Below are 19,808 nucleotides of genomic sequence, written 5' to 3' on the forward strand. Positions count from 1 at the left end.
CCAAACACCCCACCCGCCGGGAGGCGGAAAAGCCGGAGGGCAGGTGGCCGGTCGCGTCGGTAGCATCCGCCTATGGCCCCCGTCACGACCCACCCCGGCGCCTGCCCGCTGGACTGCCCGGACACCTGCGTCTGGCAGCTCACAGTCGACGACGGCCGGGCGGTCGCGCTGCGCGGCGACCGCGACCACCCGTTCACCAGGGGCGCGCTCTGCGGCAAGGTGAACCGCTACCTGGACGCGGTGAACGGGCCGGACCGGCTCACCACGCCCTGGGTCCGCACCGGCCCGAAGGGCACCGGCCGGGTCGCGTACCGGCCGGCGAGCTGGGACGAGGCCCTCGACCGGGTGGCCGCCGGACTGCGCGCGAGCATCGAGCGGGACGGCCCGGAGTCGGTGCTGCCCTACTACTTCGCTGGCACCATGGGCCTGGTTCAGGGCTGGACCATGGGGCCCCGGCTCTTCGCCCACCTGGGCGCGTCCCGGCTGGACACCACCATCTGCACGGCGGCCGCGCGGGCGGCGCTGCGCTCGCTCTACGGCGCCTCGGTCGGCTTCGAACCGGAGTCGATCGTCGAGGCGAACCTGATCGTGCTCTGGGGCGCCAACCCGCTCGTCACCAACCTGCACCTGTGGCCGTTCGTGCAGCAGGCCCGCGAGCGCGGCGCGTACGTGGTGACGATCGACCCGCTGCGCACCGACACGGCGGCCCGCAGCGACGAGCACGTCGCGCCGCTACCAGGCACCGACGCGGCGCTCGCGCTCGGGCTGATGCGGCACGTCCGCGACGCCGGGGCGGCCGACGAGGCGTGGCTGGCCGCGCACACCACCGGCTGGCCGGAACTGCGCGCCCGGCTCGACGACTGGCCGGTGGAGCGGGCCGCCGCCGAGTGCGGCCTGCCGGCCGGGACGATCCGCCGTCTCGGTGAGCGGATCGCCACCACCCGGCCCACAGCGGTACGGGTCGGGCTGGGCCTGCAACGGCACCACGGCGCCGCGCAGGCGATCCGGGCGATCTGCGCGTTGCCGCTGGTCACCGGCGACTTCCGGTACCCCGGCGGCGGGGCGCTGGTGACCACCAGCGGCCACCACCGCGTCGACAACGGCCCGGTGATCCGGCCGGCCGGCATGCCCGCCCCGCCGGCCCGGTCGCTGAACATGAGCCGGCTGGCCGCGGTGCTCACCGGGGAGGCCGACCCGCCTGTCACCTCGCTGGTGGTGTTCAACGCCAACCCGGCGGCGACCGCCCCGGACCAGGCCCGGCTGCTGACCGGGCTCGGCCGCGCCGACCTGTTCACAGTGGTGCTGGAGCAGCGCTGGACCGACACCTGCGACTACGCCGACGTGGTGCTCCCGGCCACCATGCAGCCCGAGCACCTGGACCTCCAGACGTCCTACGGGCACCACTACACGACGCTGAACCTGCCGGTCACCCGCGCGCCGGGCGAGGCGCTGCCGAACACCGAGATCTTCCGGCGGATCGCCGCCGCGCTCGGGATCGACCACCCGGCGTTCCGGGACAGCGACGAGGACCTGGCCCGGCAGTTGCTGGCCGACGCCCCGATCACGTACGAGGAGCTGCGCGAGCGCACGTACGCCCGGCTCACCGGTGTGCCGGTGGGTTCCGCGCCGTACGCCGAGGGCGGTTTCCCCACCCCGGACGGACGGGCCCGGCTGCACGACCCGGCGCTCGCAGCGCTCGGGGTGGACCCGCTGCCCGGATACACGCCACCGGCCGAGGCGGCCGACCCGGAGCTGGCCCGCCGGTTCCCGCTGACGCTGCTCACCCCGGCCAACCGTTACCTGATGAACTCCACGTTCGCGTCGCTGCCGTGGCACACCCGCCGCGCCGGGCCGCCCCTGGTGCACCTGCACGCGGACGACGCGGCGGCGCGCGGGCTCGCCGACGGCGACGCGGTACGGGTGCACAACGACAGGGGCGCGTTCCTCGCCGCGGTGGCGGTGGACGAGGCGACCCGGCCGGGGTGCGCGTTCACGTACAAGGCGTACTGGGCGCGACGCAGCCCGGGGCGGTCCACCGTCAACGCGGTCACCGGCGTCCGGGACACCGACCTGGGCGAGGCGCCCACGTTCCACGACTGCCGGATGGAGGTCGAGCCGGTGCCGGCCGAGTTGCTGACCGCCGAGCCGCCCCTCGACGAGGTCGCGGAGCCCGTCGCGGCTGGGTGATTCGGGACCTCCGGCCCCCTGACCTGGTCTTTGCGCCCCTGCTCCGGCCCGTCGCCGCCGCCTAGCGTCGGAGGCGGACACAGGGAGGTTCGCCATGCGTACGTGGCAGGTGCAGGACGTGATGACCAGGGACGTGGCGTCGGTACGGGAGGGCACTGAGTACCGGGAGATCGTCGACGTGCTGACCGAGCGGCACGTCACGGCGGCGCCGGTGGTGGACGAGACCCGCCGGGTGCTGGGCGTGGTGTCCGAGGCGGACCTGATGTACAAGGTGGAGTTCCTGGGCCAGCCCCGGGAGCGGCGGATCCTGCCGGACCGGCACCGCCGCGAGGCGCGGGCGAAGGCCGGCGCGACGCTCGCCGCCGACCTGATGACCGCTCCCCCGGTCACCATCACGCCGGACGCGACGATCGTGGAGGCGGCCCGGCTGATGGACGCGCGCGGCGTGAAGCGGCTGCCGGTGGTGAACGACCTCGGCCGGCTGGTCGGCATCGTCACCCGCGGCGACCTGCTCAAGGTGCACCTGCGCCCGGACGCCGGCATCCGGCGGGACGTGGTCGAGGAGGTGCTGTGGCGCAGCCTCGGCGTCCGCGACGGCGTGGTGGACGTGACAGTCGACAGGGGCGTGGTGACGCTCACCGGCCAGGTGGAGTGCCGGTCCACCGCGCAGCTCGCGGTCCGGCTGACCCGGCAGGTCAGCGGCGTGGTCGAGGTGGTCGACGCGCTCGGCTACGCGATCGACGACGCGCCGATGTCGGCGCTGCGCATCGGCGGCGCCACCCCGGCCGGCATCGCCTGAGCCCTGGACGGCCCGGTGGGCGCCGGCGTGCCCGGCGCCCACCGCTGTCACTCCTGGGCGAGCGCGTCCAACACCAGCGCGGCGGTCCAGCTGAACGCCGGTGAGCCGAGACCGGCGCCGGTGTCCGGGTGGAAGTACTCGTGGCAGCCGGCCCGGTCGACCAGGTCGAGCAGCGACTCGCGCAGCCCGGCGGCCAGGTCGACGCGGCGGTGGGTGCGCAGCCCTTGCCAGAGCAGCCAGCCGGTGTTGATCCAGCTCGGGCCGCGCCAGTAGCGCAGCGGCTCGAAGTCCGGCGCGGTGCGGTCGTACGTGGGCAGCGGCCGGTCCATCCGGGCGGCCAGCCCGAAGCGCGGCGAGCACGCCTCGGCCAGCAGCGCCGACACCTGTGCAGAGGGCAGTTCGGGCAGCGCCAGCGGCATCAGCCCGAGCACGGTCCGGGCCGGCACGAGCCGGTCGGCGCGCACGTCGCGGGGACGGAACGTGCCGGCGACCGGATCCCAGAGGCGGGTGACGAGCGCCTCGGTGATCCGGGCACCCCGGTCGCGGTGCGGCCCCGGGTCGGCGCCGATCACAGCGGCGATGCGCGCGAGGGCGTACTCGGAGACGCCGAGCGCGGCGTTCACCAGTGGGCACTCCACCAGGAACGGATGCCGTCCGAGCAGTCCCTCGTCCCGGTAGCGGCCGGCCCGGTAGCTCTCCACGAGCGCGACGTACCGCGCGTAGTCCAGGTCGGTGGGGCGCTGCGCCGCGTCGGCGTGCGCGGTGTCGTGCCGCCGGTACGCGCGCATCACCGCCTCGTCGGCGGGCACCCCTGCGAGCGGCGCGTCCCAGGCGGGGCTGTTGTCCAGTCCGGACTCCCACGGGTGCACGATCGACGCCAGCCCGCCGCCGCCGGCGTCGCGCCGGCCGGTCAGGTAGCGCTGCTGCGCGACCAGCCTCGGGTAGAGCCGTCGCAGCGCGGCCACCGACGCTTCGCCGGGCGCGCGGCGGTGCACCAGCCAGGCGGCCGGGGCGTGCACCGGCGGCTGGACGATGCCGGAGGTGGCCCGGGCCGGTGAGCCGTCGGCGCGGGCCGAGTCCCAGAACTGCGGCCCGGGGAAGTACGGCCCGGCGCGCGAGGCCGGGTTGAACACGATGTGCGGCACCCGCCCGTCGACCCACTGCGCGGCGAACAGCGTGCGCAGCTCCCGCCAGGCCCGGTCGGGACGGACGTGGGCCAGGCCGATCGCGATGAACGCCGAGTCCCAGCTCCACTGGTGCGGGTAGAGCGTGCGCGAGGGGACCGTGTGGTCGTGTTCCCAGTTGGCGTCCAGGGTGGCCAGCGCGAGGCGGCGCAGCCGGGCGTGGCGGTCGGCGTCGGCGCGTACCCCGGTGGTCAGCGTCATGCGGCGGCCCGCCGGGGAGGGGCCTGGGCCAGCGCGGTGGCGGCCTGGCGCAGCGCGGCGACCGGCTCGCCGCGCAGCCGGCACTCCAGCGCCAGCCAGCCGGTGTAGCCGATCGCGTCGAGCGTGGCCAGCAGCGCACCCCAGTCCAGGTGTCCGGCGCCGGGCTGGTGCCGGTTGGAGTCGCTGACCTGGACGTGCCCGAGGTACGGCCCGGCGGCGCGCAGCGCGGCGTGCGGATCGTCCTCCTCGATGTTCATGTGGTACGTGTCGGCGGCCACCCGCAGCGCCGGTGAACCGACCGCGCGGCACAGCTCGACGGCCTGGTCGAGCCGGTTGACCATGTGGTCCTCGTACCGGTTGAGCGGTTCCAGGAACACTGTGACCCCCTCGGCGCGGGCGTGCCCGGCCAGCTCGCCCAGGGCGTCGACGAGCACCCGCCGGTCGCCGTCGGCCGAGCGTGGTGGTTCGAACGGCGGCAGCCGGCGGGAGAACATGCCCCACGCGGCGGGGGTCATCGCACCGACGCCGCCCAGCTCGGCGATCACCGACAGCTGGGAGCGCAGGTTGTCCACCGCGTCGCGGGAACGGGCCGGGTCGAAGTCGCCGATGAAGTGGTCCATCTCGACGCAGACGGTCGGCATGACCACGCCGGCGGCGCGGGCACGGCGCAGCTCCGGCAGCCGCCGGGCCAGGGCCAGGTCGCCCCGCCCGCGCAGCTCGATGCCCTGGTAGCCGAGGGAGACGGCGAGGGCGTACTTCTGGATCAGGTCGGCGCCGGGAAGCAACTGCTCCTGGCACGAGAGCGGAATGTCCATCAGAACCTCAGCACCACTTGGAGGACGTCACCGTCACCGCGGTCGAGCAACGCCAGGGCGTCGGCCACCGCGCCCGCGTCGACGACGTGGCTCACCAGCGGCAGCGGGTCGACGCTGCCCTCGGCCACCAGGTCCATGAAGGTGTGTGCGATCCGCGTCCCGGACCACCGGCCGGCCGTGCCGGGTGCCGGGTCCGGCCCGGAGACCTGGGCGGCCACGAGCTGGATCCGGTTGTGGTGGAACTCCTCGCCGAGCTCCAGCCCGTGGGCGTACCCCTGGTAGAAGCCGGCCGCGACGACGCGCCCGGCGTGCGCGGTGGCGCGGATCGCCTCGTGCAGCGCCGGGTACGACCCGGACAGCTCCAGGCACTCGTCGGCGCCCCGGCCGTCGGTGGCGGCCCGCAGCGCGGCGGCGGGCGAGTCGGCGGCGGCGTCGACCACCCGGCGCGCGCCGAGCCGCACGGCGTGCGCGAGCCGGCCCGGCATCCGGTCGACGGCGACCACGCGGGCGCCGGAGAGCGCGGCCAGGCGCGTGCCGAGCAGCCCGATCACGCCCTGCCCGAACACGCCCACCCAGTCGCCCAGGTGCAGGTCACCGGCGAGCACGGCGGTCAGCGCGATGGCACCGGGCCGGGCGAACACGGCGGCGAGCGGGTCGAGGCCCGGTGGCAGCGGATGCGCGGCCGTCGCGGGGAGCACGGCTTCGGCGCGGTGCCCCCAGATCCCCCAGACGAGCTGGCCGGGCCGTCGCCCGGCCACGTCGGGGGCGACCTCGACGATCTCGCCGACCTCCTCGTAACCGAAACCCACCACCGGGTACGCGGGCGCGGCCTGGCGGGGCACGAACATGCGGGAGCCGGCGTCCCAGTCCTTGCGCAGTCGCGGGTTGCTGCCCCGGTAGAGCGTCAGTTCGGTGCCGGCGGAGATGCCCGAGTAGCGGGTGCGGACGCGGACCTGGCCCGGACCGAGCCGGTCGGTGGGGCAGGGCTCCAGGCGTACGTGCCGGGGCCCGGCCAGAGAGACAACCCAGTTGCTCATGGCGTCGCTCCGAGTGAAGTGCCGACCCCGATTCTAACCCAAAAAATGGGCATATGTGATTCGATTGAGGAATCGATGGGTATTAGCGGCAGGCCGTGCTCTTTCGAGAGGAGTGCCACCGATGTCATCACCCTCCACGCGGCGGCTCGCAATCAGCCTGATCCTGGCACTGGCCGGGACCGGCGTGGCCGCATGCAGCGACGACGGGCAGAAATCCGACAGTTCGCAGATCACCGTCTGGAGCCTGGAAGACGTGGCGGACCGCGTCGCCGCCACCAAGGCGATCATCGCCGACTACACCGCCAAGACCGGCGTCAAGGTCAACCTGGTCACCGTCAACGAGGACCAGTTCCCGTCCCTGATCGCCTCCAGCGCCGCCGCCGGCGACCTGCCCGACGTGGTCGGCTCGGTCTCACTGGCCGGGGTGCGCACGCTGTCCGCCAACGAACTCCTCGACGGCGACGCCAACGCCGCCGTCGTCGGCCGGCTCGGCCGGGACACGTTCACGCCCCGCGCGCTGGAACTCACCAGCGACGGCGGCACGCAGCTCGCCGTACCGAGCGACGGGTGGGGCCAGCTGCTCGTCTACCGCAAGGACCTGTTCGCCGCCGCCGGCCTGCCGGCGCCCGACACGTACGAGAAGATCGCCGCCGCGGCGGCGAAGCTGAACACCGGCGGCGTCGCCGGCATCACCGCGGCCACCTCCCCCGGTGACGTGTTCACCCAGCAGACGTTCGAGCATCTGGCGCTGGCGAACAACTGCCGGCTCACCGACGACTCCGGCACTGTCACTCTGGACTCCCCCGAGTGCGTCGAGGCGTTCCGCTTCTACGGCGACCTGATGCGGAACAACTCCGTCAAGGGCGCCCAGGACGTCGACACCACCCGGGCCACCTACTTCGCCGGCAAGGCGGCCATGCTGATCTGGTCGCCGTTCATCCTCGACGAGCTGGCCGGGCTGCGCGCCGACGCCCGGCCGACCTGCCCGCAGTGCCAGTCCGACCCGGCCTGGCTCGCGAAGAACAGCGGGTTCGTCACCGCGATCAAGGGCCCCAACGGCACCGAACCGGCCCAGTACGGCGAGGTCAGCTCCTGGGCGGTGCTCGACGGCGCCGCCGACCCGGCGAAGTCGTTCGTGGAGTACATGCTCTCCGACGGCTACCCGCGCTGGTTCGGCATGTCCCCCGAGGGGCGTTTCCCGGTGCGCACCGGCACCCCGGAGGACAAGCAGAAGTTCCGGACCGCCTGGAACACCAGCCCGGCCGGTGTGGACACCAAGAAGCCGCTGTCCGAGGTCTACGGCGAGGACGTGCTCGCCACGCTGCGGCGCAGCCCCGACACGTTCCAGCGCTGGGGCCTGACCGAGAACCAGGGCAAGCTCGTCGGCGCCATCCTCGGTGAACTGCCCGTACCCAGGGCGCTCGCCGACGTCGTCGGCGGCAGGTCCGACGCCCGCGCCGCCGCCGAACGCGCCCGCAAGGACGTCGAAGCGATAGCCAAGGGCGTCAATTGACCACCACCGCGCCGGAGGCCGGCCGCTCCCCCGCGCCGGAGCGACCCCGCCGACCCGGCCGACGCCCGCTGACGCTGCGCCGCCGCGAGTCCCGCGCCGGGCTCGCGCTGGTCACCCCGACCCTGCTCGTCGTGGTCGCGGTGATCGGCATACCCATCGTCTGGACGGTGGTGCTGGCCTTCCAGCGGGTACGCCTGGCGACGCTGCGCAAGACCGGCCTGTTCGGCGAGCTGACCCTGGACAACATCGACCGGGTGCTGCACACGCCCGGGTTCGCCGACACGCTCTGGACCACTGTGCTCTACAGCGTCGGCGGCACCGCCGGCTCGATCGTGGTCGGCCTCGCGGCGGCGCTCGCAGTACGTGGGCCGTTCCGGGGCCGCACGCTGGTACGCGCGTCGATGCTGCTGCCGTACGTGGCGCCGGTGGTCGCCATGACGTTCGTCTGGCAGGTGATGCTCGACCCGCAGCTCGGCATCGTCAACGACTGGGGGCGGCGCTTCCTCGGCTGGGATCAGCCGGTGCCGTTCCTGTCCCAGGAGTCCACCGCGCTGTGGACGGTGATCGCGTTCGAGGCGTGGCGCTACTTCCCGTTCGCGTTCCTGTTCCTGCTGGCCCGGCTCCAGGCGGTGCCCGGTGAGCTGGAGGAGGCCGCCCGGGTCGACGGGGCGACACCCACGCAGCGGTTCCGGCACATCCTGCTGCCGCAGCTCATGCCGGTGATCGCGCTGATCGGCGTGCTGCGGTTCATCATGACGTTCAACAAGTTCGACGACGTCTACCTGCTCACCGGCGGCGCGGCCGGCACCGAGGTGGTGAGCGTGCGGGTCTACCAGTTCCTCACCGCCCGTACCGACATCGGCGCGGCCGCCGCCCAGGCGGTCGTCCTGGCCGTCGTGTTGCTCGTGTTCGTGGCGATCTACCTGCGCTTCTTCGGCGCGCGACGGGAGGCGTGATGGACCGGGACCGGATCGAGACGGTGAGCCTGCGCTGGCTGCGCCGGCTGGTGATCGCCGGGTTCCTGGTGGTCACGCTGCTGCCGTTCTGGTACATGCTGGTGCTGTCGGTACGCCCGATCGAACGCCTGCTGCTCGAACCCGGCTCGCTCTGGGTGCCGTTCGGCGAGCTGACCGTCGCCACGTACGCCGAGGTGCTGAAGTCCGTCTCCGACGGCGGCCAGGGCTTCCTCACGTTCATCCGCAACAGCGGCCTGGTGGCGCTCGCCGCCACCGCGCTCACCCTGGTGATCGCCATCCCCGGCGCGTACGCGGTGTCCCGTCTGCGGTTCTTCGGCCGCCGGCAGGTCAGCGCGCTGTTCCTGGCGGTCTACCTGTTCCCGTCCATAATCATCGCGATCCCGCTGTTCGTGGTCTTCACCCGGGCCGGGCTGCGCGGGTCGCTGACCGGGCTGGTGCTCGTCTACATCTCGCAGACGCTGCCGGTGTCGGTCTACATGCTGAAGAACTACTTCGAGACCATCCCGGTCAGCCTGGAGGAGTCCGCGGCGATCGACGGCGCCGGCCGGCTCGGCATCATCCGCCGGGTCAGCCTGCCCCTCGCGGCGCCGTCGGTGATGGCGGTCGCGCTGTACGACTTCATGATCGCCTGGAACGAGTACCTGTTCGCGCTGCTGTTCCTGGTCGACCGGCCGGACCGGTGGACCGTGTCGCTGGGGCTGTCCCTGCTCGCCGACGGCGTGGAGGTGCCCAAGACCGTGCTGATGGCCGGCTCGGTCATCCTCACGCTGCCGATCGTGGTGCTGTTCTTCGCCGGGGAACGCCTGCTCACCGAGGGACTCACCAGCGGAGCCGAGAAGGGCTGAGCATCCGTGCCAGGATGATCGGGTGCGAGCATCACGGGAGCGCCGGGCCGGCGCGCGGGCGGCCCGGCTGCTCACCGAGGCGCTCGCCCCGACCGTCCTGGTCACTGCGCTGCCGCTGATCGCCGCCGCCCGGGTCAGCCGCTCGGCGGGCCAGTTCCTGCTCTGGGGCGGCATCGCGCTCACGTTCTGCGCCGTCATCCCGATCGGCGTGCTCGTGCACGGCGTACGCCGGGGACGCCTCACCGACCGGCACGTCGGCGACCGCACGCAGCGGGCCCGGCCGCTGTCGATCGGGCTGGCCTCGGTCGCGGCCGGGTTGCTGCTGCTGGCGGCGGTCCGCGCGCCGGCCGAACTGTTCGCCGTGATCGTCGTGGTCTTCGTGGTCGGCGCGGCCTGCGCGCTGGTGAACCACTGGTGGAAGCTGAGCATCCACGCTGCGGTGGCCGCCGCCACCGTCGCCGTGCTGGTGCCGCTGGCCGGCCCGGCCGCGAGCCTCGGCTGGGTGCTCGTCGCGGCCGTCGGCTGGTCCCGGGTACGGCTGGGCGACCACACCTGGCCGCAGGTGCTGGCCGGCGTCGCGCTGGGCGGGCCGCTCGCCGCCGGCACGTTCCTGGCGCTCGCCTGACCGGTTGCCACAAGATCAGCTACGGTGGCCCCATGGCCAAGCCGACCCGCTGGGTGACCGACACGAAGCCCGGCCACTCGCAGTGGTACGTGGACCGGTTCCGTCAGCTCGCCGCCGAGGGCGCCGACCTGTCCGGTGAGGCGCGGCTGCTCGACGCGCTCGTACCGCCGGGCGCGCGTGTCCTGGACGCCGGCTGCGGCACCGGCCGGGTCGCCGCCGCGCTCGCCGCGCGCGGGCACGACGTCGTGGGCGTGGACGCCGACCCGACGCTGGTCGAGGCGGCCCGCGCCGACCATCCCGGCCCCCGTTTCCTGGTCGCCGACCTGGCCGAGCTGGACCTGGCCGCCCAGGGCGAGGCCGAGCCGTTCGACGCCGCGGTGCTGGCCGGCAACGTGATGGTCTTCGTCGCCCCCGGCACCGAGCGCGACGTGCTGGCCCGCGTCGCCGCGCACGTGCGCCCGGACGGCCTGGTCGTGGTCGGCTTCGGCACCGACCGCGGCTACCCGGTGGCCGACCTGGACGCCGACGCGGTCGCCGCCGGGTTGCGCCCCGAGCACCGCTTCGCCACCTGGGACCTGCGGCCGTGGCGGGACGACGCCGACTTCGCGGTGAGCGTGCTGCGCCGCCCCGCCGGCTGACCGCTGCTCTTTCTCCCCGGCGGATCGCGCGCTCGGCGCTCAGGCGGGCGCGGCGACCGTGCGGGCGGCCTCCGGGTCGAGCGGGCTACCGGCCGGCAGCAGGTCCACCAGGCCCGCCGGCAGCCGCGCCGGGCGCACGCCCGCGTACCCGAGCATGCCCGGCACGTCCGCGCCGGTCAGCGCGTACCGCCGGCCCAGGTCGGTGACCACGCAGATCGCGCCGCCGGTCGCGCCCGGCGCGGGCACCGCCTCCACGAGCGCGCCGCGTCCCGGCTCGACCACCACCGCGTCGGCGAGCCCGGCCCGGCCGCCGGCTGTCCGCGCGGCGGCGTTCGGGTCCGGCGCGATGACGCCCAGGCGCAGCTCGCGGACGCCTGTGTCGTCGCCGGCCCGCGCGCAGAGCGCGCCCTCGTCGGTGGCCAGCCGGGGCGGTACGGCGGGCGGCGCGCTCGCCCCACCGGGCACCAGACCGGGGAGCTTCGGCAGCGCGGCGAACCGGCCGAGCGTGATCGGTTCCGGCTCGCCCTGGCCGGTGCGGGCCAGCAGCAGCGCCGCCTGCAACTCGGTGATGCCGGCCAGCCCGCCGCGCTTGGCGACCGCGTACTGCCGTCCGCCGCCGGAGTTGCGCACCAGGTAGACGTCGCCCACCGTCGCACCGGTGACCCGCTCGGACGGCTCGCCGAGGTCGTCCACCGGCGGCGGGGCCAGGTCGGCGCCGGCCGGCAGCGTGTTCAGCAGCGCCGCCGCCACCGGCACCGCCCGCTCCCGGGTGGCGGCGAGCGCGGCGAGCACCCGGTCCGTGTCGCGCAGCAGGTAGCGCCGGTCGTGCCAGAGCAGGTGCAGGCCGCCGTCCGGGTGCCGGGCGAGCAGGCCCTGGTCGCCGAGCGCCCGGCCGCCGGCGGCCTCCCGCCCGATCAGCAGCACCGAGCGTGCCTCGCCGCGCCCCGCCGCCGGACGCCCGGTCTCCCCGCGCCCGGCCTCGTCGCCCGCCACCGAGCAGAGCGTCCACGCGTCGCGGACGAGCCGGTTCGGCGCGGGCAGCGAGTCCGGCGCGTCGGCGATGCCGAGCGGCAGACCGCGCGGCACCCCCTCGATGGCGCGGCGGCCGACCAGCACCGTCTTCGGCCGCTCCGCCCCGATGATCAGCAGCGCGGAGGCGTAGTTCGACACCGGGTGCAGCTCCTCGTCGCGGTAGACGAATCGCGCGCCCGACTCCTTCTCCACGATCACCGCGCCCGTCTCGCGCCACGAGTCACCGCCGCCGGTGAACAGGCCGTAGAGGGCGACGCCGCCGAGCGCGATCGCCGCGACCAGGACGCTGGCCAGACCGGCGCCGGCCAGCCGGCGGAACGGGGACTGCGGCGGGTCCGTCTCCCGCATGACGAGCGCGGCGACCGCCCGCTGGACGGTGAACTGGTACGAGTGCAGCTGGTCCTGCCGCGACGCCATCGTGTCCCTTCCGCCGGGATCGTCGGCGCACAGGATAAGCACTCCGTCGATGCTCCGGCGACCCTGCGTGTCCCTCACTGACCCTTGGTTGTCGGCCCGCTCCGCCAGTACGCCGAGGTGGCTGGATCCCGCTCACCCGGACCCCGCCACCTCCCCGACCTGGAGTCGATCAAGGCAGCGGCCCGGCACCACCCCCCGGAATGGATACCCCCCGGGGTGTGTTACACATGCCGGAACCTGAAACCGACGGAGGTACTGATGGCGAGCGTGGCGTTGACCACCACCGACTTCGCGGAGACCGTGAACCGGGACGGCATCGTCCTGGTCGACTTCTGGGCCGGCTGGTGCGGCCCGTGCCGCGCGTTCGCGCCGGTCTACGAGAAGGCCAGCGAGCAGCACCCGGACATCGTCTTCGGCAAGGTCGACACCGAGGCCGAGCAGGCCCTGGCGGCCGCCGCCCAGATCCGGTCGATCCCGACACTGATGGCGTTCCGGGACGGCGTGCTGGTGTTCGCCCAGCCGGGCGCCCTGCCGACGGCCGGGCTGGAGGAGCTGATCCGGGCCGTGCGCGACCTCGACATGGACGAGGTCCGGGCCAAGACCGCCTGACGGGTGGCGGCACTGGTACCCCCTGGGGTATCTTCGAGCGCAGGAGGTACGACGTGAATCTTCGACCGGAGATGACAGGCGAGGCGCTGACCCGGCTCAAGCGGGCCCGGGGGCAGCTCAACGCCGTCATCGAGATGATGGAGAACGGCGAGGACTGCCGCGCCGCGCTGACCCAGCTCGCCGCGGTCTCCAAGGCCATCGACCGGGCCGGTTTCAAGATCATCGCCTCCGGCATGCGCTACTGCGACGCCGCCCGCCAGGCGGGCGAGGAGCCGGAGATGACCGAGGAGGAGCTGGAGAAGCTCTTCCTGTCCCTGGCCTGACGGCGCCCGCCTGACCGGCTGAGTCCCGCCCGCGCCGTGTGACAGCGACGCGGGCGGGTAAACACCTGCCTGGAGACCCAGGCCGCAGACTGTCCCACGCATACCCCCCGGGGTATATAGGCAATGAGAGGAAACGGCATGACTCTCGACGTGTCCGTCATCACGACCTCCTCGCTCGGCGACCGCAGCTACCTCGCCTCCGACGGCCGGGTGGCGATCGTGGTCGACCCGCAGCGCGACATCGACCGCGTCCTGTACCTGGCCGGCGCCAAGGGCGTACGGATCACCCACGTGGTCGAGACGCACATCCACAACGACTACGTCTCCGGCGGCCTGGAACTGGCCCGGATCACCGGCGCGCAGTACCTGGTGGCCGCCGCCGACACGGTCGAGTTCGACCGGACCCCGGCCGCCGACGGCGACACCGTGCCGGTGTCCGACACGATGCGGCTGCGGGTGATCGGCACCCCTGGTCACACGTTCCACCACCTGTCGTACGCGCTCGACGAGGCCACCGACGGCGGCTGGACGGCGGCCGGCGTGTTCACCGGCGGCTCGCTGCTGTTCGGCACCACCGGCCGCACCGACCTGCTCGGCCAGCAGTACGCGCACGAACTGGCGCACCACCAGTACGCCTCGGCGCGCAAGCTGGCCGACCTGCTGCCCGACGGCGCGCAGGTGTGGCCCACGCACGGCTTCGGCAGCTTCTGCTCGGCCAGCCAGGCCGACGCCCCCGAGTCGACGATCGGCCGGGAGAAGGAGGCCAACCCGGTGCTGCGGCTGGCCGCCGACCAGTTCGTCACCGAGACGCTGGCCGGGCTGGACGCCTACCCTGCGTACTACGCCCACATGGGCGTCGCCAACGCCGCCGGTCCCGCCCCGGTCGACCTCACGCCGGTGGCCCGCGCCGACGCCGACGAGCTGCGCCGTCGTATCGCCGCCGGCGAGTGGGTGGTCGACCTGCGCCACCGCAAGGCGTACGCGGCCTCGCACCTGGCCGGCACAGTCAGCCTCGGCCTGGACGGGCCGATGTCGACGTGGCTCGGCTGGCTGATCGAGTGGGGTGTGCCGATCACGTTCCTGGCGCAGACCCCGGAGCAGGTCGCCGACGCCCAGCGGGAACTGGTCCGCATCGGCATCGACCGTCCGGCCGCCCAGGCCACCGGCGAGCCCGAGCAGTGGACCGGCGACCCGTCGCAGCTGCGGGAGCTGGCGGTGGCCGACTTCGGCGCGCTCGCCGCCGCGCAGGCCGGGAAGACCCCGGCCGGGCTGCCCGAGCCTCAGGTCGTCCTCGACGTGCGGATGACGAACGAGTGGAAGGCCGGGCACGTCGACGGTGCGGTGCACGTGCCGCTGCCGGACGTGCCCAAGCGGCTCGCCGACATCCCCGCCGGGACCGTCTGGGTGCACTGCGGCTCCGGCTACCGGGCCACCGCCGCCGCGTCCCTGCTCGCCAACGCCGGCCGTGACGTGGTGCTGATCGACGACTCGTACGGCCGGGCCGAGGAGGCCGGCGTACGCATGGCGCCCACCGCCTGACCTCTCCCCGAGCGCCCGGCCGGCGTGTCCCTACGCCGGCCGGCGCCCGAGCCTGCCCGAAAACACCCCGTGAAGGAGACAGAGCATGACCACGACCACCCCCACCACCATCGACGCGGCGACCCTGCGCGAGCTGATCGCCGCCGGCCGTACGCCCCGGATGCTCGACGTGCGCACGCCCGGTGAGTTCGAGGCGGCGCACATCCCCGGCGCGTACAACGTGCCGCTGGACCTGCTCCGGGAGCACCGCGCGGAGCTGCGCAGCCACCTGGACGAGGACGTGGTGCTGATCTGCCGCTCCGGCGTCCGGGCCGGCCAGGCCGGTCAGGCGCTCGGCACCGTCGGCCTGCCCAACGTGAAGGTGCTCGACGGCGGCATGCTGGCCTGGCAGGCCACCAACGCGCCGGTCAATCAGGGCCGCCCGCGCTGGGACCTGGAGCGCCAGGTACGCCTCGTCGCCGGCTCGATCGTGCTCGCCGCCGTCGTCGGGTCGGTGTTCGTGCCCGGCCTGAAGTGGGTCGCCGCGTTCATCGGCGGGGGCCTCACGTTCGCCGCGCTCACCAACACCTGCGCCATGGGCATGCTGCTGAGCAAGCTGCCGTACAACCGCGGCGCGAGCTGCGACCTCGACACGATCGTGGGGCAGTTGCGTGACGGGAGCCGCAAGTGACCACCCTCGCGCTGACGCTGGCCGGCGCGGTGCTGATCGGTGTGACGCTGGGCCTGCTCGGCGGCGGCGGGTCGATCCTCGCCGTGCCGCTGCTGGTCTACGTCGCCGATCTGCCCGCCAAGGAGGCGATCGCCACCTCGCTGCTGGTCGTCGGCGTGACCAGCGCCGTCGGCGTACTGCCGCACGCCTGGGCGAACCGGGTCCGCTGGCGCACCGGGCTCATCTTCGGCGTGGCCGGCATGACCGGCGCGTACGCGGGCGGCCGGCTGGCCGAGTTCGTCCCGGCCGGCGTCCTGCTCACCGGGTTCGCTCTGATGATGCTCGCCACCGCGGTCGCGATGCTGCGCGGCCGCCGGTCCGCCGAGGGCCGCCCGGTGCCGCACGAGCTGCCGATGCTGCGGGTGGTCGGGGACGGCGTGGTCGTCGGCCTGGTCACCGGCCTGGTCGGCGCGGGCGGCGGCTTCCTGGTCGTGCCGGCCCTGGCCCTGCTGGGCGGGTTGCCGATGCCGATCGCGGTCGGCACCTCGCTGGTCGTCATCGCGATGAAGTCGTTCGCCGGCCTGGCCGGCTACCTGTCCAGCGTGCAGATCCACTGGGGTCTGGCCGCCGGGGTCACCGCCGCCGCCGTCGTCGGCAGCCTGCTCGGTGGCCGGCTCGCCGGCCGGATCCCGGCCGACCTGCTGCGCCGGGGGTTCGGCTGGTTCGTCGTGGTGATGGGCGTGTTCGTGCTCGCGCAGCAGTTGCCGCCGGTGTGGGGACTCGCCGTGGGAGCGCTTGCCGTGGCCGGTACGGTCACCATGGCGGTGTGGGGCCGCCGGAGGAGGGAACACAGTGGACAGCAGCGCCTGGGACAGCCGGTACGCCGACACGCCCGGACTGGTGTGGAGCGCTGAGCCCAACCGTTTCGTGGTCGAGTCGGTCACCGGGCTGACCCCCGGGTCAGCGCTGGACATCGCCGCCGGCGAGGGCCGCAACGCGGTCTGGCTGGCCGGTCAGGGCTGGCGGGTCAACGCGGTGGACTTCTCCACGGTGGCCGTCGACCGGGGGCGGGAGCTGGCCGCCGCGCGGGGCGTGACCGTCGACTGGCGGGTCGCGGACGTGACCGCGTACCGGCCGGTGCCGAACAGCTACGACCTGGTGCTGATCAGCTACCTGCACCTGCCCGCGCCGGAGTTCGCCGGGGTGCTGGCCGCGGCGAAGTCCGCGCTGCGCCCCGGCGGCACGCTCGTCGTGGTGGGCCACGACCTGGCCAACCTCTCCGGCGGCATCGGCGGCCCGCAGGACCCGGACGTGCTGATCACGCCGGAGTCGGTGGTCGACGGGCTGGCCGGGCTGCGTGTGCAGCGGGCCGAGACGACCCGCCGGCCGGTCCCGGCCACCGACGGCGGCACAGTCGACGCGCTGGACACCGTCGTGGTGGCCACCCGCCCCGCCGACTGACCGCCGTCCGCCCCCGTTTCGCCGGGCCGGGCCGAGCCCCGGCCGGTAGCATCCGGGGACGGATCGGCGGAGAGGACACCGGGTGGGCGCGCGTTTCGAGGAACTGGCCTGGCGGGAGACGCCGATCGGCGAGATCAGCCTGCGGCGGCGCCGTGACCCGGCACTGGACTCCGACGTGTACGAGGTGAAGCTCGACGACGAGTACCTCATGTCCAGCGCCTTCCCGGTCGCGGAGATCGAACTGGCGCGGCTCGGGCTGGCCCCGCTGACCGGGGACGCGCTGGACGTGGTGGTCGGCGGGCTCGGCCTCGGCTACACCGCGCGTACCGCGCTGGAGGATCCGCGGGTGCGGTCGCTGGTGGTGGTCGAGGCGATCGAGGACGTGATCGACTGGCACCGCCGGGACCTGCTGCCGTTCGCCGCCGGTCTGGCCACCGATCCGCGTACCCGGTTCGTCCGGGCGGACTTCTTCGCCGCGGTCGCCGGCGGCGGCCTCGACCCCGACGAGCCCGGGCGCCGCTTCCACGCGGTGCTGCTGGACGTGGACCACTCCCCCCGCCAGGTGCTGCACCCCAGCCACGCCCCGTTCTACACGGTCGACGGGCTGCGCCGGCTGGCCGCGCTGCTGCACCCGGAGGGCGTCTTCGCGCTGTGGTCGAACGACCCGCCCGACACGGCGTTCCAGCGCACGCTGACCGAGGTGTTCCCGACCTCGGTGGCGCACGTCGTCCGGTTCCCGAACCCGTTGCAGGGCCGGGAGGCGGCGAACACCGTGTACGTGGCCCGGCACTGATCCACCCGGCGGCGCATGGCCGCACGAGCAGCGGGAAAGCGCACGGCCCACCGTACGACGGGAGGCTGGGACATGCGCGCGTTGCTCTGGGTGGTCGGCGTGGTCGCCGGTGTGCTCATCCTGCTCGGGCTGCTGCTGGAGGCGGTCCGCTGGCTCGTCATCATCGGCGTGATCGCGCTCGCCGCGGTCATCATCTTCGGGATCGTGAAGGGCCGGCAGGTGGTGCACCAGCATTCGACCCGCCGACGCTGACCTGCGGAGAGTGTGACCGACCCGGCAACCTACGTAAGCGTAGGTTACCGGGCGGTTAAGTTAGGCTGGGGGCGTCATCCGCGCGACGAGGAGTAACGGCGATGGACGCGACCGCCCAGCGACCCTGGACCCGTAGCTACGCACCCGGGGTGCCGGCTGACATCGCCGAGCCGGACGGCTCACTCGTCGACCTGCTCACCGAGGCGGCCGGACGGTTCGGCCCCCGGGTCGCGCTCGACTTCTACGGCGCCACCACCACGTTCACCGAGCTGGCCGACCAGGTCGCCCGCGCCGCCGAGGCGCTGCGCCGGCTCGGCGTCGGCCCGGGCGACCGGGTGGCCCTGGTGCTGCCGAACTGCCCCCAGCACGTGGTCGCGTTCTACGCCGTGCTGCGCCTCGGCGCGGTGGTCGTCGAGCACAACCCGCTCTACACCGCCGACGAGCTGGACCGGCAGCTCACCGACCACGGCGCAGGCGTCGCGATCGTGTGGGACAAGGTCGCGCCGCTGGTGGCGGGACGCGGCGCCGTGCGTACCGTGGTGTCGGTCGACCTGACCGCGGCGCTGCCGCGGCTCAAGCGGTGGGCGCTGCGGGTGCCGCTGCCGAAGGTCCGCGCCGCCCGGGCCGCGATGACCGCCCCCGCGCCCGGCGCGCTGCCCTGGTCGGAGCTGGTCGCCGCCGCCGGGCCGCTGCCCGCCGGGCATCCCGCGCCGGAGGCCGGGGACGTGGCGCTGCTCCAGTACACCGGCGGCACCACCGGCGAGCCCAAGGGCGCGGTGCTGACCCACCGCAACCTGCGCGCCAACGCCGCGCAGGGGCGGGCCTGGGTGCCGGGCCTGCGCGACGGCGCGGAGACGGTGTACGCGGTGCTGCCGCTGTTCCACGCCTACGGGCTGACGCTCTGCCTCACCTTCGCCGTCAGCATCGGGGCGACACTGGTGCTGTTCCCCCGCTTCGACGCCGACCAGGTGCTCGACGCGGTCCGCCGCCGCCCGCCGACGTTCCTGCCCGCGGTGCCGCCGGTCTACGCGAAACTGGCCAGCGTCGCCCGCGAGCGCGGCGTCGACCTCACCTCCATCCGGTACGCGCTGTCCGGCGCGATGTCGCTGCCACCGGCCACCGTGGAGCTGTGGGAGCAGGTGACCGGCGGCCTGCTGGTCGAGGGGTACGGGATGACCGAGACGTCCCCGATCACAGTGGGCAACCCGGTCGCGCCGACCCGAAGGCCCGGCACCGTGGGCGTGCCGTTCCCCTCCACCGACGTGCGCATCGTCGACCCGGAGGACCCGAGCCGCGACCGTGCGCCGGGCGAGGCCGGCGAGCTGCTGGTCCGCGGCCCGCAGGTGTTCACCGGCTACTGGCACCGGCCCGAGGAGACCGCCAAGGTGCTGCTGCCCGGCGGCTGGATGCGTACCGGCGACATCGTCACCATGGACGCCGACGGCTTCGTGACGGTGGTGGACCGGATCAAGGAGCTGATCATCACGGGCGGCTTCAACGTCTACCCGTCCGAGGTGGAGGAGGCGCTGCGCCGCGTCCCCGGCGTACGGGAAGCCGCCGCCGTGGGAATGCCCACCGACGACGGCGAGGAGGTCGTGGCCGCGGTGGTGGTCGACCCGGCGGTGGCCGGCAGCCCGGAGGCGATCCGGACCTCGTGCCGCACCCACCTGGCCGGGTACAAGGTGCCGCGCCGGGTCGTGATCGTCGACGAGCTGCCGTACTCCCAGATCGGCAAGATCCTGCGTCGCGAGGTCCGCGAACGTCTGCTCGCCGGCCGCTGACCCGCAGGCCCCCTCGCCGGCCGGCGACGAGTGGAACGCCATGGGTGTCATACGCGGCCCCAGACACCCACGGCGTTCCACCGGCGAGTGGTCTCACCGCGGTTGACGCGCCGCTCTGCGCCGGCCGTGTC

20 protein-coding genes are annotated in these 19,808 nt (G+C 74.1%); 16 read left to right on the forward strand and 4 right to left on the reverse strand.

Features of this window, described 5'->3' with window-relative positions:
* The first annotated feature begins 72 nt into the window (after nt 1-72).
* Nucleotides 73-2,187, forward strand: a complete 2,115-nt coding sequence (locus ABD52_RS07125; RefSeq protein WP_047891255.1) for a molybdopterin-dependent oxidoreductase — start codon at nt 73-75, stop codon at nt 2,185-2,187.
* Between the two features lie 94 nt (nt 2,188-2,281).
* Nucleotides 2,282-2,986 (forward strand): CBS domain-containing protein, encoded by a 705-nt coding sequence (locus ABD52_RS07130; RefSeq protein WP_047891256.1) that lies wholly within the window; start codon nt 2,282-2,284, stop codon nt 2,984-2,986.
* Between the two features lie 47 nt (nt 2,987-3,033).
* On the opposite strand, the gene ABD52_RS07135 is transcribed toward ABD52_RS07130, so the two are convergent.
* Genes ABD52_RS07135 through ABD52_RS07145 form a run of 3 tightly spaced genes read right to left on the reverse strand, consistent with a single transcriptional unit; the run spans nt 3,034 to nt 6,223 of the window.
* Nucleotides 3,034-4,371 (reverse strand): hypothetical protein, encoded by a 1,338-nt coding sequence (locus ABD52_RS07135; RefSeq protein ID WP_047891257.1) that lies wholly within the window; start codon nt 4,369-4,371, stop codon nt 3,034-3,036.
* The gene (locus tag ABD52_RS07140; RefSeq protein ID WP_047891258.1) at nt 4,368-5,186 is read right to left on the reverse strand and encodes a sugar phosphate isomerase/epimerase family protein; all 819 of its coding nucleotides are present in this window, start codon (nt 5,184-5,186) and stop codon (nt 4,368-4,370) included. The genes ABD52_RS07135 and ABD52_RS07140 overlap by 4 nt, the downstream gene beginning before the upstream one ends.
* A complete protein-coding gene (locus ABD52_RS07145; RefSeq protein WP_047891259.1) occupies nt 5,186-6,223 on the reverse strand; it encodes a zinc-binding dehydrogenase in 1,038 nt (345 codons plus the stop codon). The genes ABD52_RS07140 and ABD52_RS07145 overlap by 1 nt, the downstream gene beginning before the upstream one ends.
* A 121-nt stretch (nt 6,224-6,344) precedes the next feature.
* Between ABD52_RS07145 and ABD52_RS07150 the strand changes: the two genes are divergently transcribed.
* From ABD52_RS07150 to ABD52_RS07170, 5 genes are read left to right on the forward strand one after another with little or no spacing between them, the layout of a single operon-like run.
* Entirely contained in the window at nt 6,345-7,736 is a 1,392-nt protein-coding gene (locus ABD52_RS07150) for an ABC transporter substrate-binding protein (RefSeq protein ID WP_047891260.1), read from the forward strand.
* Nucleotides 7,733-8,692 carry a carbohydrate ABC transporter permease gene (locus ABD52_RS07155; protein WP_047891261.1) on the forward strand — a complete coding sequence of 320 codons (960 nt, stop codon included), beginning with the start codon at nt 7,733-7,735 and terminating at the stop codon, nt 8,690-8,692. The genes ABD52_RS07150 and ABD52_RS07155 overlap by 4 nt, the downstream gene beginning before the upstream one ends.
* Nucleotides 8,692-9,558: a carbohydrate ABC transporter permease gene (locus ABD52_RS07160; protein WP_047891262.1), complete on the forward strand. Its 867-nt coding sequence runs from the start codon at nt 8,692-8,694 to the stop codon at nt 9,556-9,558. Before ABD52_RS07155 ends, ABD52_RS07160 begins: the two co-directional genes overlap by 1 nt.
* A gap of 22 nt (nt 9,559-9,580) precedes the next feature.
* Nucleotides 9,581-10,183: a phosphatase PAP2 family protein gene (locus tag ABD52_RS07165; RefSeq protein ID WP_013285934.1), complete on the forward strand. Its 603-nt coding sequence runs from the start codon at nt 9,581-9,583 to the stop codon at nt 10,181-10,183.
* A gap of 32 nt (nt 10,184-10,215) precedes the next feature.
* The gene (locus tag ABD52_RS07170) at nt 10,216-10,821 is read left to right on the forward strand and encodes a bifunctional 2-polyprenyl-6-hydroxyphenol methylase/3-demethylubiquinol 3-O-methyltransferase UbiG (protein ID WP_013285933.1); all 606 of its coding nucleotides are present in this window, start codon (nt 10,216-10,218) and stop codon (nt 10,819-10,821) included.
* Between the two features lie 39 nt (nt 10,822-10,860).
* Here the strand turns inward: ABD52_RS07170 and eccB are convergent, their stop codons facing one another.
* A complete protein-coding gene (gene eccB, locus ABD52_RS07175; protein WP_047891263.1) occupies nt 10,861-12,270 on the reverse strand; it encodes a type VII secretion protein EccB in 1,410 nt (469 codons plus the stop codon).
* Nucleotides 12,271-12,528: 258 nt separating this feature from the next.
* Here eccB and trxA point away from each other — a divergent pair, with 258 nt between their 5' ends.
* From trxA to ABD52_RS07220, 9 genes are all read left to right on the forward strand, one after another.
* A complete protein-coding gene (trxA, locus tag ABD52_RS07180) occupies nt 12,529-12,879 on the forward strand; it encodes a thioredoxin (RefSeq protein WP_013285931.1) in 351 nt (116 codons plus the stop codon).
* Between the two features lie 53 nt (nt 12,880-12,932).
* Nucleotides 12,933-13,202: a metal-sensitive transcriptional regulator gene (locus ABD52_RS07185; RefSeq protein WP_013285930.1), complete on the forward strand. Its 270-nt coding sequence runs from the start codon at nt 12,933-12,935 to the stop codon at nt 13,200-13,202.
* A 138-nt stretch (nt 13,203-13,340) separates the two neighbouring features.
* On the forward strand, nt 13,341-14,741 hold the full coding sequence (locus ABD52_RS07190; RefSeq protein ID WP_047891264.1) for an MBL fold metallo-hydrolase: 1,401 nt from the start codon (nt 13,341-13,343) through the stop codon (nt 14,739-14,741).
* Between the two features lie 85 nt (nt 14,742-14,826).
* Nucleotides 14,827-15,411, forward strand: coding sequence for a rhodanese-like domain-containing protein (locus tag ABD52_RS07195; RefSeq protein WP_013477079.1), 585 nt, complete (start codon nt 14,827-14,829; stop codon nt 15,409-15,411).
* The gene (locus ABD52_RS07200) at nt 15,408-16,304 is read left to right on the forward strand and encodes a sulfite exporter TauE/SafE family protein (protein WP_047891265.1); all 897 of its coding nucleotides are present in this window, start codon (nt 15,408-15,410) and stop codon (nt 16,302-16,304) included. Before ABD52_RS07195 ends, ABD52_RS07200 begins: the two co-directional genes overlap by 4 nt.
* Nucleotides 16,243-16,851 carry a bifunctional 2-polyprenyl-6-hydroxyphenol methylase/3-demethylubiquinol 3-O-methyltransferase UbiG gene (locus ABD52_RS07205; protein ID WP_013477081.1) on the forward strand — a complete coding sequence of 203 codons (609 nt, stop codon included), beginning with the start codon at nt 16,243-16,245 and terminating at the stop codon, nt 16,849-16,851. The genes ABD52_RS07200 and ABD52_RS07205 overlap by 62 nt, the downstream gene beginning before the upstream one ends.
* Before the next feature lie 82 nt (nt 16,852-16,933).
* Nucleotides 16,934-17,644, forward strand: coding sequence for a spermidine synthase (locus tag ABD52_RS07210; protein WP_047891266.1), 711 nt, complete (start codon nt 16,934-16,936; stop codon nt 17,642-17,644).
* Nucleotides 17,645-17,716: 72 nt separating this feature from the next.
* Nucleotides 17,717-17,896 carry a hypothetical protein gene (locus tag ABD52_RS07215; RefSeq protein WP_013285924.1) on the forward strand — a complete coding sequence of 60 codons (180 nt, stop codon included), beginning with the start codon at nt 17,717-17,719 and terminating at the stop codon, nt 17,894-17,896.
* A gap of 101 nt (nt 17,897-17,997) precedes the next feature.
* The gene (locus tag ABD52_RS07220; protein ID WP_013285923.1) at nt 17,998-19,677 is read left to right on the forward strand and encodes a long-chain-fatty-acid--CoA ligase; all 1,680 of its coding nucleotides are present in this window, start codon (nt 17,998-18,000) and stop codon (nt 19,675-19,677) included.
* The last annotated feature ends 131 nt before the right edge of the window (nt 19,678-19,808 follow it).

Origin of the sequence: Micromonospora sp. RV43, assembly GCF_001029515.1 — a bacterium.
GTDB classification, from domain to species: Bacteria; Actinomycetota; Actinomycetes; order Mycobacteriales; family Micromonosporaceae; genus Micromonospora; species Micromonospora aurantiaca.